The organism is Virgibacillus indicus (assembly GCF_002266285.1).
GTDB classification, from domain to species: Bacteria; Bacillota; Bacilli; order Bacillales; family Amphibacillaceae; genus Virgibacillus_K; species Virgibacillus_K indicus.
Genome location: NZ_NPMS01000010.1, coordinates 1 through 15472, shown reverse-complemented (window position 1 = coordinate 15472; position 15472 = coordinate 1). Strand labels below are relative to the sequence as shown.

Genomic DNA, 15472 nt, shown 5'->3' with positions numbered 1-15472 from the left:
ATATCATGAAATGTAACTATTTTACTTGGGGGAGAGAACTGTGCAAATTCATACTGTAGAAAGCGGAGATACGTTATGGCGTATAGCTCAGCTTTATTTTACAGACATTAACCAGATAATTTTAGCTAATCAGCTGGAAAATCCTAATACGCTTGTTGCAGGGCAGGTGCTTGTTATACCTGAAACTGGCCAGGAATATGTAGTTCAGCCAGGAGATAATTTATGGGTTATTGCTCAAGGGTTTGGTGTTACTGTCGGGGAACTTGCTGCTTTTAATAATATAACGAATCCAGCCTTAATTTATGCTGGACAGATGCTGTTTTCACCATATATTCCGCATGCTATTCAGCCCGGTGAAACACTTTGGGCTATTGCAAATCAATATGGTGTTGCCATAAATGAGCTTATCCGGATAAATAATATATTAAATCCTTCGATGATCTATGCCGGGCAGATTATTCGAGTGCCGAATAGCGATAAACCTGTTACTGAGGTAAATGCATATACAACACAGATGGATGAGCAAGGAAGGCAGGAAGTGCTTCGATTAGGCAGGAATTTCACGTACCTGACACCATTTACTTATAGCATAAGAGCAGATGGATCGATAACTGAATTAGGAGATTCAGCAATCTTGGAGGCAGCGAGGGCAACAAATGTTTCCCCACTTCTTGTACTTACAAATTTTGTTGAAGGCAGTTTTAATTCTGATCTTGCTGCTGCTGTTTTGCGAAATGCAGATCTGCAGGAAACATTGATAACTAATTTATTGAATACAATGCGGCAAAAAGGTTACTCTGGTGTCAATTTTGACTTTGAATATGTTTATCCGGAGGACCGCGAAAACTACAATAACTTTTTAAGAAGGGTTGTTGCGAGATTTCATCCCGAGGGCTTTTCGGTCTCGACAGCATTGGCTCCCAAGATTACCGGTGATCAGCAGGGACTGCTTTACGAGGCACATGATTATCAGGCTCATGGAGAAATAGTAGATTTTGTAGTGATCATGACATATGAATGGGGGTGGGCTGGTGGCAGACCGTGGGCAATTGCGCCAATTAATGAAGTTCGAAAAGTACTTGATTATGCTGTGACTGTTATTCCTCGAAACAAAATAATGATGGGGGTACCGTTGTATGGGCGGGATTGGAACATACCATGGGAAGAAGGGACATTCGCCCGAACAGTAAGTCCTCAGGAAGCAGTGAATTTAGCAGCACGATATGGTGTGGCGATTCAGTATGATGAAACCTATCAATCACCATTCTTCAGGTATACAGATGAAAATGGGCAGCGTCATGAAGTCTGGTTTGAAGATGCACGAAGTATGCAGGTGAAATATGATACGGTGAAGGAATATGGACTGAGAGGATCCAGTTATTGGGTATTAGGCAGTCCATTTCCGCAAAATTGGCCAGTGTTGCAGGATAATTTTACAATCAGGAAATTATGATTGAAATTATGGTGAGCTTTATAGCTGCTCGAGTGTTCCTTTAAAAAGCTCACCAAATTTTTCTCTGTCTTCATCTGTAAATGGTTTTGGTCCTTTCGTCCGTTTTCCACTTTTTCTTGCCATTGCACTTAAATAACGGGTTTGCAGCAGCTGATCAATATTATCGTTCGTATAGACAAAACCTTTATGATGCAGAACAATGCAGCCTTTTGCCAGTGCAAGGGATGCAAGGCCATAATCCTGTGTCACGATGATATCTTCTTTTTGAGCTAGCTTCATAATCCGGTAATCAGCGGCATCCGCACCTGTATCAACATAAATTATTTCCACACCGGGTGGTTGTTCTTCATTCGTAAAATGAGAAAAGCTAGTCACAAGAATGACAGGGATTTCTGCGTTTGAAGCTTGTGAAATAATGATGTCTTTAACAGGACAAGCATCAGCATCAACGTAAACCTTCATCGTAAATTCCTCCACTAATTAGTAATTGTGAACAGTATAGCAGAATTGCTTAATTGTCTACAGTTTAACCCCCCACTGACTATTGCAAATATGATTAAATGAAAATAACACAAATTTTATATTAATATATACTTTACAATAGTGTGTGTCATACAGTATAATATTTTCAGGAGTTGATTAGATGGGTGACGCAAAACAACATATAGATAAATTAATGCAGGAACTTCGAAGGGGAACAATTACAATTGGTGTGTTAAGCCAGCTGTCAGAACCGCAATACGGATATTCACTTGTAACTATGCTTGATGAGAAAGGAATTCAGGTTGAGCCTGGGACCCTATATCCGTTGCTGCGAAGACTTGAAAAACAAGGAATTCTGGACAGTAAATGGGACACGAATGAATCAAGACCAAGAAAATATTATTTATTGAGTGAAACAGGCAAAGAGGTTTTTGAACTGCTGGTAGCGGAGTGGAAAAATATTGTTAGCAGTCTGAATCATTTAATAGAAGATGAAGGGGAGGGAAAGTAATGGAAATGATTGAACGGTATATTTATGCTGTTACACAAAAACTGCCGCAATCACAAAGAGAAGACATTGCAGAGGAGCTGCGTGGTCTCATTGAGGATATGCTGGATGAACGTGCTGAGGGCAGAGATATAACATATAGAGATGTGGAAGAGGTGCTTTTAGAATTAGGGAATCCGAAGCATCTGGCACGGAGATATAGAGGGGACAGAAACTATATAATTGGACCTGAACTTTTTGATTCTTATGTTTTAGTGATGAAAATTGTGATGACTGCTGTGGCTATTGGTATAATTGCCACCTTTGTTATAAAGTCCATCATTGATCCGATTTCTATCCTCGATCACTTTGTTGAATTTATAGTTTCTTCTGTTACCGCGGTTCCATCTGCAATTGGATGGACTACACTCGGATTTGTACTTGCAGATTATTTTGGCGGGGTTAAAGCAGAAGATATGCAATTTGATAAAAAGTGGAAACCATCGGATTTGCCAGCCATTCCAGATACCAAACGGCAAATCAAACGCGCTGACCCGATTGCTGGAATCATATTTTATGTTGTTGCGATCATGTTTTTTTCTTTTTCAAATGAGTTTTTCGGTGTCTGGTTATTTCGCGACAATTTCTCTGGTGTAGTACCATTTTTAAATGAAGAAACTCATGGTAACTATCTTCCATTTATTATTCTCATATTGGGGATCTGTATTTTAAAAGAATGTCTGAAGCTTGTTTATGGAAAGTGGACATCAAAGCTTGTTGTTTATACAGCAGCAGTTAATCTGGTTTCATTAGCTGCTGTAATGCTAATGATTACAGGTTCGGAATTCTGGAATCCGAACTTTATGAATGAACTAGTTGAATCTGGGGTTATAAGTGAGGGCAGCGAGGCATTTGGTACGGTAAGTAAGATTTGGGAACACTCTACAACGTGGATTCTAATCTTTTTGGCGCTTAGCCTGCTATGGGATGTTATTGATAGTATTATTAGATCCAGGAAAAAATAAATAAGACTTTTTAAATAAATTGGAACGCTATTGATTATTTGTAATCAGTAGCGTGTTTTTTTATGCTGATGGGGCTGACGGAGAGAGGTGCGCCTGCTGACTTCACTTAAAGTTGTACAACTTTCTACTTTTGGGTTGGATTTCCGTAAAATGCTGAAATTCTAAAATTTAATGCCAAAGTTCACATTTCATCATTATACTCCATAAACTCAGTTCAGCTTAAGGCGTTTCACTTTCAATGACTTATAGGTGACATGGTACGATTATTCAAGGAGGTTTTGCAATGAAAATAATATTGAATGACTTAACAATTGATGCGGTCCATTTTGATAAAGAAAAGGTAATCAAACAGGGGAAGGAGCTGCAAAAAGTAAAGATTGATTTTAAAGTGACAAGTGATGATTATCATGATGTAACTACATTACTTTATGAGAATCATTTTGTTGTTCGGGTGCCGGAAGAAAACATGGAATTCCCTGCAACGATTCATAACTATTTCACCTCGATCACGAATCTGTATGAAGAGGGTGCGGTTGGAGATTTTAGACTGGAGTTAATAGAAAAAGGGTAGAAGCAAAGTGCCTGATTGGTACAGGCACTTTGCTTCAATAACTTTTCTGGTTACTATTGAGTTTTTTTAACTCTCACTTCACTCAAACCTCGCTTCTTTTTAACATATTTATCACCGAGGCCTGAACCGAGGATGACACTTATAACAATGATTAGAAAAGCAAGAATTTGTTCGATTTTGATCATCTCATTTAAAAATAGATAAGAGCCTGTTAATGCGAAAAAAGGGGTCATGTTTAAAAAGATAGAAGTTTTGCCTGCTCCTACATATTGAATTGCATAATTATATAGAAAATGACCTACTCCTGTCGCTAGAATGCCTGAAGCTAGAAAAGCACCCCAACCGATAACTGTTCCATTTTTTAAACTGGATAGCCCAACTGGTTCCATTATAAGGCTAGTGATAAAGAGTAAAATTGCTCCTATCAGCAATATAAGCCCCGTAATTAAACTTGCTCTCATCGTCTCCGAAGCCCTTTTTATATAAATAAAGCTTAAGGCTTGTGATAAAACAGCAAGGAATATATAGATATCACCAAGATTAACACTCATTTGACCGGAGTTTCCTGCATGGACAACTATGGATACTCCAATTAAACCGAGAATAAGTCCTGAAATTCTTAAAACAGTTAACCTTTCTTTTAGTAAAATAGCCGCAAGAATCGATGTAGCAAGCGGGACTGTTCCGAGTATCACCCCAGTACTGGAAGCAGTTGTCTTCGTTAGTCCAACGGATAAAAAGAAATGATGGCTGAGAACCCCAGTCAAGGCAGCAAGAAAAACATACAGAATCTCTTTGTGTTTTGGCAATCGAATGTGCTTTTGTTTCCATAAAATGATCCATACAACAATAGCAGCTAACAAAATACGCAGAGATGTAATTGTAACAGGGGCAAATTGCTCTACGATAACTTTAATTGCAATAACATTAAAGCCCCATAAAATCATTACAAATATGATCGATGCGTAGACAACTGGCATTCCCATCTAATTCTATCTCCAATCATTAGAACAAATTTTAAATGTATCTTTATAGTGAATAGATTATCAAATATTCGGCTGGAAGCGATGGAAAAGAATTTTTCTACAAGATCTGTAATTCTCGGGAAAAGGAAGTCAGTATTTCAGCTTCGCCATCTTCATTGATATAAACCTCATCTTCAATACGAATTCCCCCATAATCAGGGATGTAAATACCTGGCTCGATTGTAAAGAGCAGGCCACTTTCAGCTATCAGTTCATTGTTCTCATGGATTGATGGCTCTTCGTGAACTTCGATGCCTAGGCCATGCCCAACACGATTGTTAAAGTAATCTCCATAGCCATTTTCTTGAATGACATTTCTTGCTTCAATATCAAAGGTTTTTAGTGGTACTCCTGCTTTTACTGCTTTTATGCCGGCTTGATTCGATTGGAGTACGATGTTATAGATTTCTTTCTGTTTCTCAGATACCTCTCCAATAATGAAAGTCCTCGTAATATCTGAACAATAGCCTTCTTTTGTTATGACTCCAAAATCAATTAACAAAAAGTCACCATTCTGAAATTTACGTTCTCCTGGAGTCCCGTGTGGTAAAGCCGCTTTTTCACCGGAGAGAACAATCGTAGAAAAAGACGGACCGGCTGCACCGAATTTCTTCATTAAGTATTCTAATTCTGCTGTTAATTCATTTTCTGTCATACCGATTTTAACCTTTTTAATCCCCGCGGCCAGTACTTTCTCAATAATATCAACAGCCTTTTGCATATATACCAGTTCACTTCTGGACTTTTTCAGCCTTTGTTCATTAATGATTGGCTGGAGGTCATGGTAGGTAACATTTGGAAATACAGATGACAATTGCTTGTGCTGAAACATGGTTACCGATTTCATTTCAAGTTCGATGCGCGTAACATCCTCGCCCAGCTTTTCTTTTAGTTTGGTGAATGGGTCTTCCTCATCGGATATAGGGATAATAGTTTGAATGTAAGATTCATTAGCTGCGATTTCCTCATCCAACGCAGGTACAAATAGGATGAATTCATCGGTACGGCAATCAATAATTAAAGCCATGAACCGCTCATGCGGGTCAGAATTAAATCCGGTGAAATAGAAAATATTTGCTGGTGAAGTAATCATTGCTGCTTCCGCATTGCTTTTAATTAAGCTGTCTTGTAGTTTTTTTAGTCGGGTATTGTAGTTAATTGCCATTGAATGACCTCCAATTTTTTGCTATTAGATATAGAAGCAAAGCACCTGATTAGTTCAGGCACTTTGCTTCAGCGATTTTTCCGGTTTTCTTGAAGTAATAATAGCTAGAAGCACCGCACTGATTCCTCCGGTAAGTTTTCCAATAATCATTGCAAATACCATTTCCTTTTCGATTCCAGCGACAAAGCCCAAGTGGCCACCAAATACAAAAGCACCGCTGACTGCAAAAGCTACATTGATCACTTTTCCTTTAGGGTCCATATCCTTTAATAATGTCAGCATTGGGATGTTATGGGCAAGTGACGCCACAAAGCCAGCTGTTGAAACATCATTAATTCCGAGACTTTCCCCTATTTTATCCAGTGGTTTTTTAAATACTTTAGAAATAAACAAAACCATTGGAAATGCTCCAGCAAGAAATATCGCGATTGAACCGACAATCTGAATGCCTTCACTGATTGGTGCCATGTTCGGGATAACGACAATGCCTGTTAATGTTTCAATAATGATGGCGGTTAAACCTATAATGGCTATGATTTCCACAAACCGGCCAAAGATTGAAAAACCGGTTATCATTTTTTCTGGTTTTTTCCATAATCCGATGGCAATAAATATGGAAAAAAGAATGGTTGGCAATAAATTCTTTAGGATCATTACAATATTTAAGTTTGCAGCCAATCCACCAACGAGACAGCCTATGGGAATAGTGATTAGTCCCAATAAAACTCCTTTTGCAAAATAGGGATGATCTTCCTTTTCTATAATTCCAAGTGCGACCGGGATCGTAAAAACAATGGTTACACCCATCATTGTTCCTAAAAACACCCATGAGAACAAAGCTGCATCCGGGGTTTCTCCCATTTCTTGCGCTAATGAATAGCCGCCCATATCTATTGCTAAAATAGTATTCGCAAATGAAGCAGGATCTGCTCCAATCAGACCGTAGACCGGGGCGATTACGGGAGTTAAAACAGATGCGATAACAGGTGCCAATGATATGATTCCGACCATAGCCAGAGCAAGCGGACCCATCGCCTTAAAGCCATCTGTGAACCGCTCACCAAAACCCAGTTTATTCCCTAAACATTTATCAATTGCCCCTAAACAAACAAAACCTGCTACGATGAAAATAATAATATCGTTAATACCCATAACTCTTCCCCATTCTCAAGCATACTCATCTAACCGAAAACTATTGCTTTAAAAGTCAATGTATCAGAAAACTAAATGAGTTCCAATTATAACAAGCTGGCAAAATATATTCTATAGAATCAAATGTTCTTTAAAGTACCATTTAGATATCTCCCACATACACTGCATGGGGAGGTATCTGTATGAATAATGAGCTTTCAGATTTTGTAAAGCAAATAATTGCGAATTGGCCAGAGAAGCAGAAAGAAGGGGCAATGAAAATTATTGAGAAGTACGGAGTTCCACAGGAGGCGACAGCAAGCAGGCTAATTTGGCATAACAACGGCCCATGGAAGCGAACAATTGTCCATCGTGATGCTGTACCACATAATTTTCCAACACCGCATCCGGATTTTTTGGAGCAGACAATTAATTATAGAACACCAGTCGATTTGTTTGATGACATTGCATTTTACGATGGAAGCTGTTATCCGGACCGTACAAGGGGGGAAGTCACAGCTATTTGTGATAAGGAAGAAATGAATATGCTGTCAATAAACCTATTCAATGATATCGTGACCGGCAAGCGGACTGCGGAAGATGCCAAAGTGTGTATGATTGAGATAGGCGCTAACTTTCTGCTTCATAATATCTCTTCTCCTTATGTTGAGCGGTTTCTTTTCCCCGAACAGCATAACACAGGAGATCCTGATTATCCGTATTTCTAATTGACTGGTCCAGTGAATCCTTTCACTTTTTCATTCAGCATGCGATAATGAGGAAAAAGCGAGATAGGATGAAACTATGAAGCCGGTAATCGATTTGAAAGTAAAAGGAAATTTTATAAACAAATATAAAAGCGGGTATCCACTGATAAGCAAAGATGCCATCACTAACCCAAATGTCTTGAAAGAAGAAGGCAGAATTATTCACCTACTGGATAAGAATAACCAGTTCATTGCGAAAGGCTATTATGGAAAGCAAAACAAAGGACTTGGCTGGGTGTTAACTGAGAAACAGGGAGAAAAAATTGATTTTACTTTTTTCAAAACAAAAATTCTGACAGCAATCAATAAAAGGCAGTCGTTTTATAAGGATGAAAATACCAATGCTTTTCGCGTCTTCAATGGGGAAGGTGATGGTATTGGCGGACTGACAATTGATTATTTTGATGGGTATTATTTAATCAGCTGGTACAGTGAAGGAATTTATACATTTAAGGAATTGGTAATTCGAGCAATTGACGAACTTGGAGATTATAAAGCAATTTATGAGAAAAAGCGCTTTGACACAAAAGGCCAATATATTGATGATGACGATTTTCTGAAAGGTGAACGTGGAGAATTCCCAATAATTGTAAAGGAAAACGGAGTAAACTATGCAGTTTATTTGAATGATGGTGCAATGGTTGGGGTTTTCCTGGATCAGCGTGATGTTCGAAAGGTGATACGGGATAAATATGCAAAGGATAAAAATGTGTTAAATACATTTTCCTATACAGGAGCCTTTTCTGTCGCTGCTGCACTTGGTGGAGCTATGAAGACAACAAGTGTCGATTTGGCGAAACGCAGTAAAGCTAAGACAATCGAGCAGTTCAGTGTGAACGGTATTGATTTTGAGCAGCAGGATATAATTGTGATGGATGTCTTTGACTATTTTAACTATGCAAAGCGGAAGAATTTGAAGTTCGATTTGGTTATTCTGGACCCGCCGAGTTTTGCCCGTTCAAAAAAACGTACGTTCAGCACAGCAAAAGATTACCCTTCACTCATTAAAGACACAATTGAAATAACGGAGAAAAACGGTGTCATTATTGCTTCAACGAATAATGCGACATTTGGCATGAAGAAATTTAAAGGTTTTATACGTGAGGCATTCAGTGACATGAATGTTAAATATAAAATCCTTGAAGAGTTTTCGCTGCCAGCAGACTTCCAGGTGGACCGAAACTTTCCACAGGGAAATTATTTGAAAGTGCTGGTAGTAAAGAAAAGTGGATGAAAAGTTTAGGTCTGTTTTGATATTTTTTCAAAGCAGACTTCTTAATTTGTATATTTGAACTAAAGCTCTTCAGGGAGAATAATATTCACACCCTAGTCGAGCAAAATCTTTTTGTTCCATGTAATGACAGGACTGTTTAGTTTTTGGATGATAAGGTAAAATAAAAGAGCTGTGGATTATTCCACAGCTCTACCCAACTATTTTATAACTTGAAGACCATCCCGATCAATTTCCAAAGTTTTAACCTGATAATCCCCAAACGCTGTCTCCATATGTTCAGCAATGGCTTGTCCTTCTCCATTGGGAGCGAAGGAAATCATTGTCGGTCCTGCCCCGCTAATTACTGTGCCGTACACACCAGATAGCTTGGCCTCTTTTTTAATGCGCCCGAAATTTGGGATGAGATTTGCTCTAAATGGTTCATGAAATAAATCCTTTTCCATCATTTTTCCAGCTAAAACGTAATCACCGGTTAAGAGAGAGGCAATCATAACATTGCCTATACTGCTTGCAGAAGTAGCCTGTTCCCTTGAGTAATTTGCCGGGAGTACATTTCTTGCTTCTTCTGTTTTAAGTTCAAAGTTGGGAATATATACAATAACATCCAGATTAAAGTCCGCTAATCGAATCCAATCGATTTCATTAGCCGATGTGATTACTGAAAAGACTATTCCACCCAGCAATGCTGGGGCTATATTATCAGGGTGACCCTCGATTTCAGTTCCATATTGCAACTTTTCTTTTGGAGACAGTGAAAGCTTGCATGCCTGATTTGCCAGCTCGATACCAGCCACAATGGCGGAAGCACTGCTGCCAAGACCGCGTGCCAGTGGAATTTCGCTAGTAACGATCACTTTACATGCTGGAAGCTGTTTATCATGACGCTCTGCTGTTTGTTTAGCAATTTTATAAATGAAATTATCCTCGTAATGTGTATCTGCAGGCAATAATGGGGAGCGCTGTTCAAACTCCCAATTATCCGCTTCTGATACTTGTAAAGTTAAATAAAGATTTAAAGCGCCACCTGCTGAATCAAAGCAGGGACCTATGTTCGCAGTGCTTGCTGGAACCTTGATGGTAAAACTGCTCATTGGCTCACCATAGATTCCACATAATCCATTACTGCTTTTTCATCATTTGGCAATGATACAGGATTAACATCAAGCTGGTCAATAGCTGTTTGCGGATCTTTCAGTCCATTTCCAGTAAGAACAGCTACTACTTTACTGCCTTTCTCAATTGTTCCTTTTTCACATTGCTGGATAAGTCCTGCGATGGAAGCGCAGGATCCAGGCTCGGCGAAGATCCCTTCCTTGCTAGCCAATAGTTTGAATGCATTCGCTATTTCTTTATCAGTTACGGAATTAATTGCCCCATTGGATTCATCTCTTGCTGCAATTGCGAGCTCCCAGCTGGCTGGATTCCCAATTCGGATAGCGGTAGCGATAGTTTCAGGCTGTTCAATTACTTGGTTTTTTACAATTGCAGCAGCGCCCTCAGCTTCAAAACCAAATATTTTAGGCAGGCCTGTCTGTTTTAATTCATGGTATTCCTTAAATCCTTTCCAGTAAGCACTGATATTTCCTGCATTGCCTACAGGAATAGCAAGAATATCAGGTGCAATTCCGAGCTGATCACAGACTTCAAATGCTGCTGTTTTTTGGCCTTCTAAACGGTATGGATTGACTGAATTTACCAATGTTACGTCAGTTTTCTTACTGAGTTCTCGCACCATTTTTAAAGCATCATCGAAGTTTCCATCTATCTCTACGATCTCTGCACCATACATGATTGCCTGAGCAAGCTTGCCCATTGCAACCTTCCCTTTTGGAATCACGATAATAGCACAGATGCCAGCTTTTGCTGCATAGGCAGCAGCTGAAGCAGAAGTATTACCAGTAGATGCACAGATTACGGAATTGCTTCCTTCTTCAATCGCTTTAGCTACGGCCATTACCATTCCACGGTCCTTAAAAGAACCGGTTGGGTTGGCACCTTCTACCTTTCCGTACAGTTCGATACCCAGTTGCTCAGAAAGATTTGGAAAATGGACAAGTGGTGTATTACCTTCTTTCAGTGTAAGCTCAGGTGTTTTTTCAGATACCGGTAAATATTCGCTGTAATGTTTAATCAGCCCTGCCCAATTCATTATTCAGCATCTCCTTCGACTTTATAATAGCTGCTTATGTCCAATACCCCGTCTAACTGATGCAGCTCTTTCAAGGTATTACGGAAATTTTCCAATGATGTTTGATGTGTCACTAAAACTATTTCTGCTAAACCATCTTTAAATGGTGTTTGCAGGATATGTTTAAGGCTGATTTCAAATTTATTAAATAATGATGAGATTGCAGAAAATACGCCGGGCGCATCATTGGCATGCATCCGTACGTAATATTGTCCCACTCTTTCAGCAGGTGTTTTCAGCTGTTTGTTAAAATGTGGCTCCACAAGTTGATTTCCGGTTACACCCAAAAGCATGTTTTTAATCGCAGCAACAACATCGGAAACTATTGCTGTGGCTGTTGGAAGGCTTCCTGCTCCCGGGCCGTAAAACATTGTCTCCCCGACAGCTTCACCATATACATACACAGCATTATATTCATTTTTTACATCGGATAAAGGATGTTCTTTGGAAAGCAATGTAGGCTGAACATCCACTTCCAGCTGTTTATTGGAAAAATTGGCATTACCTATCAGTTTCATTGTATAGCCAAGCTTGTTTCCATGTTGTAAATCTTCCAGTGATATATTTTTAATGCCGGAAACTTCCACATCCTCAAGGTCAACATCAGTAGAGAACGCCAATCGACCCAGAATAGCCATTTTTCTTGCAGCATCCAATCCTTCTACATCTGCGGTAGGATCTGCTTCAGCAAAACCCAGTTCCTGAGCTTCCTTCAATGCGTCTTCATAGCTCATTCCATCATTATCCATCTTTGTCAGTATATAGTTTGTTGTACCATTAACAATTCCCATTACCTGCTGAATACGATCGGAAGAAAGACCTTCCGTAATTCCACGTAAAATTGGGATGCCACCAGCGACACTTGCCTCATAATAAAAATCACATTTATTTTGACTTGCAGCTTTTTGCAGTTCCTGACCATGCAGTGCTACTAAATCCTTATTTGCTGTTACTACGTGTTTTTTCGCGGAAAAAGCCTTTAAAATATGCTGACGGGCCTCATCAATGCCACCCATTACCTCTACAATGACATCAATTTCGGGGTCGTTTAATACATCATCTGGATTTGTGGTAAGAAACGTCCGGTCTGTATTAACATCACGCTGTTTTTCAAGATCTCGAACCAACACACTTTTCACCTGCACATCACAGCCGAGCTGGTGAACAAGCTTTTCCTGATGATTTTCAATAAGTTTTATAACTCCAGAGCCTACTACGCCTAATCCTAACAGGCCGACAGACACTTTGTTTCCCACAAGATCACCTCATATGAAATTTTATCTAAATAAATATATTTTTGTAATTGTTTATTAGTCATTTAAACACGAATAATGAAGTATAGCAATAGCGAATTTTTAGAATTATTCATAAAAACGCTTACAATATTGCGGTTTTGAAAAAACTCACTGGATTGCTGATTAACCAAAGTGTTCCTTTCCTAATAAACTAGTTATTATACAAAACAATGGGGTGTCAAAATGGAATATGCCGGAGCTGGTTTTACATTTGCTGTTTGTTTATTTTTGGGTGCTGGAATCGGATTGTTACTTGGCAATTTGGAAGCTGGAGGGGCAGTCGGCCTTGGGGCGGGTATCATATCTGTTGTACTTTTTCGGAAAAAAAGGTGATGTTTTCTTCCCTTTGCTGTCGTATGGAATTCTGTAAAAGCAGAGGGGAGAAGTAAGTCTTTTATTTCAGCGATAAATACTTTTAGAGGTGCAGGACCGGACAATGCTTGGATTAGACCGGACGAATTGTACATGCGACCGAATGAATACATGATTAGGCCAGATAAAGTGCTCTTTTGACTGAATAGTCTTTATAAACTTTCCCGTTTCTGCACCTTGGCCAGCCAATAACATATTTAATATAAGTTATTGGCTCTTATTTAGAGTAAATTAACCAAAAAATCTTGTATACTGTCTTTTGCTGGAGTATATTTTCATATAAAATAGAAGAAAAGGATGAGCATTTATTGCAGATTCAAAGGAGTTGACTTAATTTGAAAACTAAAGTGAAGATTTCAGAGATTGTAGATGGAATGGAGATGCAATTTGAGGGAAGCAGCAGTTTATTAAACATTAAAACTGGCGAAGTGACTTTCATTCCTACTGAATATTTGCGGGAGGCGGAGGAAGGAGAGGCCTTTGAAGACTTAGAGGATTGGCAGCAGGAAGAATTGGAAGAGGCATATGATGTTATTGAAAATGAGGAAAACTATGTGGAACTTCCAACAGAATTTGATATTCATGAATATAGAATGATCGAGAACTTTAGCTATTCAGTTGAGGCCCCAAAAGCAAGGAATAGTTTACTTCGGGCAATTCAGGGCAGGGGAGCTTTTAGAAGGTTTAAGGATCGAGTTTTTGAACTGGATCTGGAAGAGGACTGGTATGCGTATCGAGATGAATGCTATAAACAAATCGCGATAGAATTTTGCGAACAGCACGATCTGGATTATACAAAATAGGAAGGGTATTTCATGAGTGAAAAGAAAATTGAAAAGAGAGTTCGGAGGCATGCAGCAGAATTAATGACTGAAAAAGGATACATCAGCCCGGTGGACCTTCTTATTAAAATGGAAAGGCTTACTCCCAAGCAGATGGAAAATTGGCGTTTTAAAAGAATTTCTTATTTAGAAAAAGTAACAGTTGGAAATCTTGCCAAACTGAATCATACACTAAAGACATTAAAGAAAGTTGCAAAGGAGCAAAATCTAAAGCCATCCACCACTGTATATAAATCCTGGGGAAAAGGGCCAAAGAAACGCCTGCGCTTTTCGAAGTCGGACAGTCCCTATATGGAAGAATTGTATTCTACGCATTATGTGCGGGCTAAAAGTAAGGGGAAATAGAACAATTCTATAGAAATGAAGAGATTAGAACTTTTAAAATTAAAGGGATGGATGGGAAATGGCAAAAATCACTAAAATCAAAATTCCTGAATTAAAAAAGAAACTCAAGGAATACGACAAAAGGAGCTTATCCGTTTAGTTGCTGAACTCTATAAGCTCGATCCAAATGTACAGCAATACCTATCTGTGAAGTTCTTGGGAGAAGAAACGATTCATGATTTGTATGAAAGTACAAAGAAAGAAATAGAAGATGAATTTTTCCCGAATAAAGGATTTGGAAAAATGCGTTTGGCAAAAGCTAAAACTGCAATTACTAACTTTAAAAAGTTAACAAATGATCACTTGAGAACAGTTGACTTAATGTTAACTTATGTTGAGGTTGGAACAGAATTTACAAATACATACGGTGATATTGATGAAAAATTCTATTCCAGTATGTACTCCATGTACGACAAAGTTGTCACGGAATGTGAAAAAGACGAAGAACTATTTAAGGAATTTGGGGATCGACTATATTCAGTAGTCATTGAATCAGATGGTATTGGCTGGGGATACCATGATGGACTTGCGGACTTGTACTATTCAATCAGTTGGGTTGAATAATAGATGAATTACAGGTCAGATTATTATTTAATAATTTCACTGATTCTTGAAAACACATTAATGATAGGATAGCAACGGTACACCATCCTATCATTAATGTGTTGATTTTTTTCGGGAGTTGAAATTAAAATATGCCAATCCAAGATCCGATAACTGTCAGCGAAATGGACAAGATTGTTACGCTAAACAATATAGTGCACAGCCGATAGCTAGATTTGCATTGAAGAAATTACATGCAAGTCAGGCAAGTAAAACAGTAAATGCGGGTGTGAGGTAAATAAAAAGCTTGTTTTCACTAAATGAGAGCAAACTTTTTTTATAGCTTTTCGAAAGAAGTCTCCCTCTTCAAGCACGTGAAAGGTGTAACCCAGTGGTAAGGGGGAGATGAATTTCGATTTGCGGCAGCAAAACGCTTGACGAACACAAACGTTTGTTCTATACTGGAAGTAAGAGGTGAAGCTGATGCTGCTGAATCAAAAATATGAA

At 38.7% G+C, this 15472-nt stretch carries 17 protein-coding genes; 10 read left to right on the top strand and 7 right to left on the bottom strand.

Translation table 11 applies throughout. The annotated features are described in order from the left end of the window. The first annotated feature begins 40 nt into the window (after positions 1 to 40). Positions 41 to 1453 carry a glycoside hydrolase family 18 protein gene (locus CIL03_RS16415; RefSeq protein ID WP_094886975.1) on the top strand — a complete coding sequence of 471 codons (1413 nt, stop codon included), beginning with the start codon at positions 41 to 43 and terminating at the stop codon, positions 1451 to 1453. An 18-nt stretch (positions 1454 to 1471) separates the two neighbouring features. Here CIL03_RS16415 and CIL03_RS16410 read toward each other — a convergent pair whose 3' ends face one another. Beyond that, positions 1472 to 1915, bottom strand: coding sequence for a YaiI/YqxD family protein (locus tag CIL03_RS16410; RefSeq protein ID WP_094886974.1), 444 nt, complete (start codon positions 1913 to 1915; stop codon positions 1472 to 1474). 181 nt (positions 1916 to 2096) lie between these two features. Here CIL03_RS16410 and CIL03_RS16405 point away from each other — a divergent pair, with 181 nt between their 5' ends. The 3 genes from CIL03_RS16405 to CIL03_RS16395 all read left to right on the top strand — a co-directional run bounded on the left by CIL03_RS16405 (position 2097) and on the right by CIL03_RS16395 (position 4019). Next, complete coding sequence (locus CIL03_RS16405; RefSeq protein WP_094886973.1) at positions 2097 to 2447, top strand: PadR family transcriptional regulator; 351 nt, start codon at positions 2097 to 2099, stop codon at positions 2445 to 2447. Beyond that, complete coding sequence (locus CIL03_RS16400; RefSeq protein WP_094886972.1) at positions 2447 to 3448, top strand: HAAS signaling domain-containing protein; 1002 nt, start codon at positions 2447 to 2449, stop codon at positions 3446 to 3448. The genes CIL03_RS16405 and CIL03_RS16400 overlap by 1 nt, the downstream gene beginning before the upstream one ends. 283 nt (positions 3449 to 3731) lie before the next feature. Then, entirely contained in the window at positions 3732 to 4019 is a 288-nt protein-coding gene (locus CIL03_RS16395; protein WP_094886971.1) for a DUF3219 family protein, read from the top strand. Positions 4020 to 4072: 53 nt separating this feature from the next. On the opposite strand, the gene CIL03_RS16390 is transcribed toward CIL03_RS16395, so the two are convergent. The 3 genes from CIL03_RS16390 to eutH all read right to left on the bottom strand — a co-directional run bounded on the left by CIL03_RS16390 (position 4073) and on the right by eutH (position 7361). After that, positions 4073 to 5005: a DMT family transporter gene (locus tag CIL03_RS16390; protein WP_094886970.1), complete on the bottom strand. Its 933-nt coding sequence runs from the start codon at positions 5003 to 5005 to the stop codon at positions 4073 to 4075. Between the two features lie 97 nt (positions 5006 to 5102). Next, entirely contained in the window at positions 5103 to 6209 is a 1107-nt protein-coding gene (locus tag CIL03_RS16385) for a M24 family metallopeptidase (RefSeq protein WP_094886969.1), read from the bottom strand. Between the two features lie 54 nt (positions 6210 to 6263). After that, positions 6264 to 7361: an ethanolamine utilization protein EutH gene (gene eutH / locus CIL03_RS16380; protein ID WP_094886968.1), complete on the bottom strand. Its 1098-nt coding sequence runs from the start codon at positions 7359 to 7361 to the stop codon at positions 6264 to 6266. 182 nt (positions 7362 to 7543) lie between these two features. Here eutH and CIL03_RS16375 point away from each other — a divergent pair, with 182 nt between their 5' ends. Together CIL03_RS16375 and CIL03_RS16370 are read left to right on the top strand one after the other, a co-directional pair. After that, on the top strand, positions 7544 to 8068 hold the full coding sequence (locus CIL03_RS16375) for a hypothetical protein (RefSeq protein ID WP_094886967.1): 525 nt from the start codon (positions 7544 to 7546) through the stop codon (positions 8066 to 8068). Between the two features lie 76 nt (positions 8069 to 8144). After that, positions 8145 to 9341 carry a class I SAM-dependent rRNA methyltransferase gene (locus CIL03_RS16370; RefSeq protein ID WP_094886966.1) on the top strand — a complete coding sequence of 399 codons (1197 nt, stop codon included), beginning with the start codon at positions 8145 to 8147 and terminating at the stop codon, positions 9339 to 9341. Between the two features lie 197 nt (positions 9342 to 9538). Here CIL03_RS16370 and thrB read toward each other — a convergent pair whose 3' ends face one another. The 3 genes from thrB to CIL03_RS16355 are packed head-to-tail and all read right to left on the bottom strand — an operon-like array spanning position 9539 to position 12785. Continuing rightward, positions 9539 to 10432 carry a homoserine kinase gene (gene thrB, locus CIL03_RS16365; protein WP_094886965.1) on the bottom strand — a complete coding sequence of 298 codons (894 nt, stop codon included), beginning with the start codon at positions 10430 to 10432 and terminating at the stop codon, positions 9539 to 9541. Further along, entirely contained in the window at positions 10429 to 11490 is a 1062-nt protein-coding gene (gene thrC / locus CIL03_RS16360) for a threonine synthase (protein ID WP_094886964.1), read from the bottom strand. Before thrC ends, thrB begins: the two co-directional genes overlap by 4 nt. Then, positions 11490 to 12785, bottom strand: coding sequence for a homoserine dehydrogenase (locus CIL03_RS16355; RefSeq protein ID WP_094886963.1), 1296 nt, complete (start codon positions 12783 to 12785; stop codon positions 11490 to 11492). The genes thrC and CIL03_RS16355 overlap by 1 nt, the downstream gene beginning before the upstream one ends. Before the next feature lie 222 nt (positions 12786 to 13007). Here CIL03_RS16355 and CIL03_RS19915 point away from each other — a divergent pair, with 222 nt between their 5' ends. The 4 genes from CIL03_RS19915 (at position 13008) to CIL03_RS19995 (ending at position 14986) form a co-directional block, all read left to right on the top strand. Further along, complete coding sequence (locus tag CIL03_RS19915; RefSeq protein WP_165767990.1) at positions 13008 to 13157, top strand: hypothetical protein; 150 nt, start codon at positions 13008 to 13010, stop codon at positions 13155 to 13157. Positions 13158 to 13531: 374 nt separating this feature from the next. After that, positions 13532 to 13999: a UPF0158 family protein gene (locus CIL03_RS16350; protein WP_094886962.1), complete on the top strand. Its 468-nt coding sequence runs from the start codon at positions 13532 to 13534 to the stop codon at positions 13997 to 13999. Positions 14000 to 14011: 12 nt separating this feature from the next. Further along, positions 14012 to 14383, top strand: coding sequence for a hypothetical protein (locus CIL03_RS16345; protein WP_094886961.1), 372 nt, complete (start codon positions 14012 to 14014; stop codon positions 14381 to 14383). 90 nt (positions 14384 to 14473) lie between these two features. Then, a complete protein-coding gene (locus CIL03_RS19995; protein WP_338061897.1) occupies positions 14474 to 14986 on the top strand; it encodes a DUF6155 family protein in 513 nt (170 codons plus the stop codon). Positions 14987 to 15472 lie beyond the last annotated feature (486 nt).

Coding starts and splice junctions, on each gene's coding strand:
- thrB (WP_094886965.1), bottom strand. CDS start 10,432: ATGAGCAGTTTTACCATCAAGGTTCCAGCAAGCACTGCGAACATAGGT.
- CIL03_RS16375 (WP_094886967.1), top strand. CDS start 7,544: ATGAATAATGAGCTTTCAGATTTTGTAAAGCAAATAATTGCGAATTGG.
- eutH (WP_094886968.1), bottom strand. CDS start 7,361: ATGGGTATTAACGATATTATTATTTTCATCGTAGCAGGTTTTGTTTGT.
- CIL03_RS16370 (WP_094886966.1), top strand. CDS start 8,145: ATGAAGCCGGTAATCGATTTGAAAGTAAAAGGAAATTTTATAAACAAA.
- CIL03_RS16400 (WP_094886972.1), top strand. CDS start 2,447: ATGGAAATGATTGAACGGTATATTTATGCTGTTACACAAAAACTGCCG.
- CIL03_RS16345 (WP_094886961.1), top strand. CDS start 14,012: ATGAGTGAAAAGAAAATTGAAAAGAGAGTTCGGAGGCATGCAGCAGAA.
- thrC (WP_094886964.1), bottom strand. CDS start 11,490: ATGAATTGGGCAGGGCTGATTAAACATTACAGCGAATATTTACCGGTA.
- CIL03_RS16405 (WP_094886973.1), top strand. CDS start 2,097: ATGGGTGACGCAAAACAACATATAGATAAATTAATGCAGGAACTTCGA.
- CIL03_RS16390 (WP_094886970.1), bottom strand. CDS start 5,005: ATGGGAATGCCAGTTGTCTACGCATCGATCATATTTGTAATGATTTTA.
- CIL03_RS19915 (WP_165767990.1), top strand. CDS start 13,008: ATGGAATATGCCGGAGCTGGTTTTACATTTGCTGTTTGTTTATTTTTG.
- CIL03_RS16410 (WP_094886974.1), bottom strand. CDS start 1,915: ATGAAGGTTTACGTTGATGCTGATGCTTGTCCTGTTAAAGACATCATT.
- CIL03_RS16395 (WP_094886971.1), top strand. CDS start 3,732: ATGAAAATAATATTGAATGACTTAACAATTGATGCGGTCCATTTTGAT.
- CIL03_RS16385 (WP_094886969.1), bottom strand. CDS start 6,209: ATGGCAATTAACTACAATACCCGACTAAAAAAACTACAAGACAGCTTA.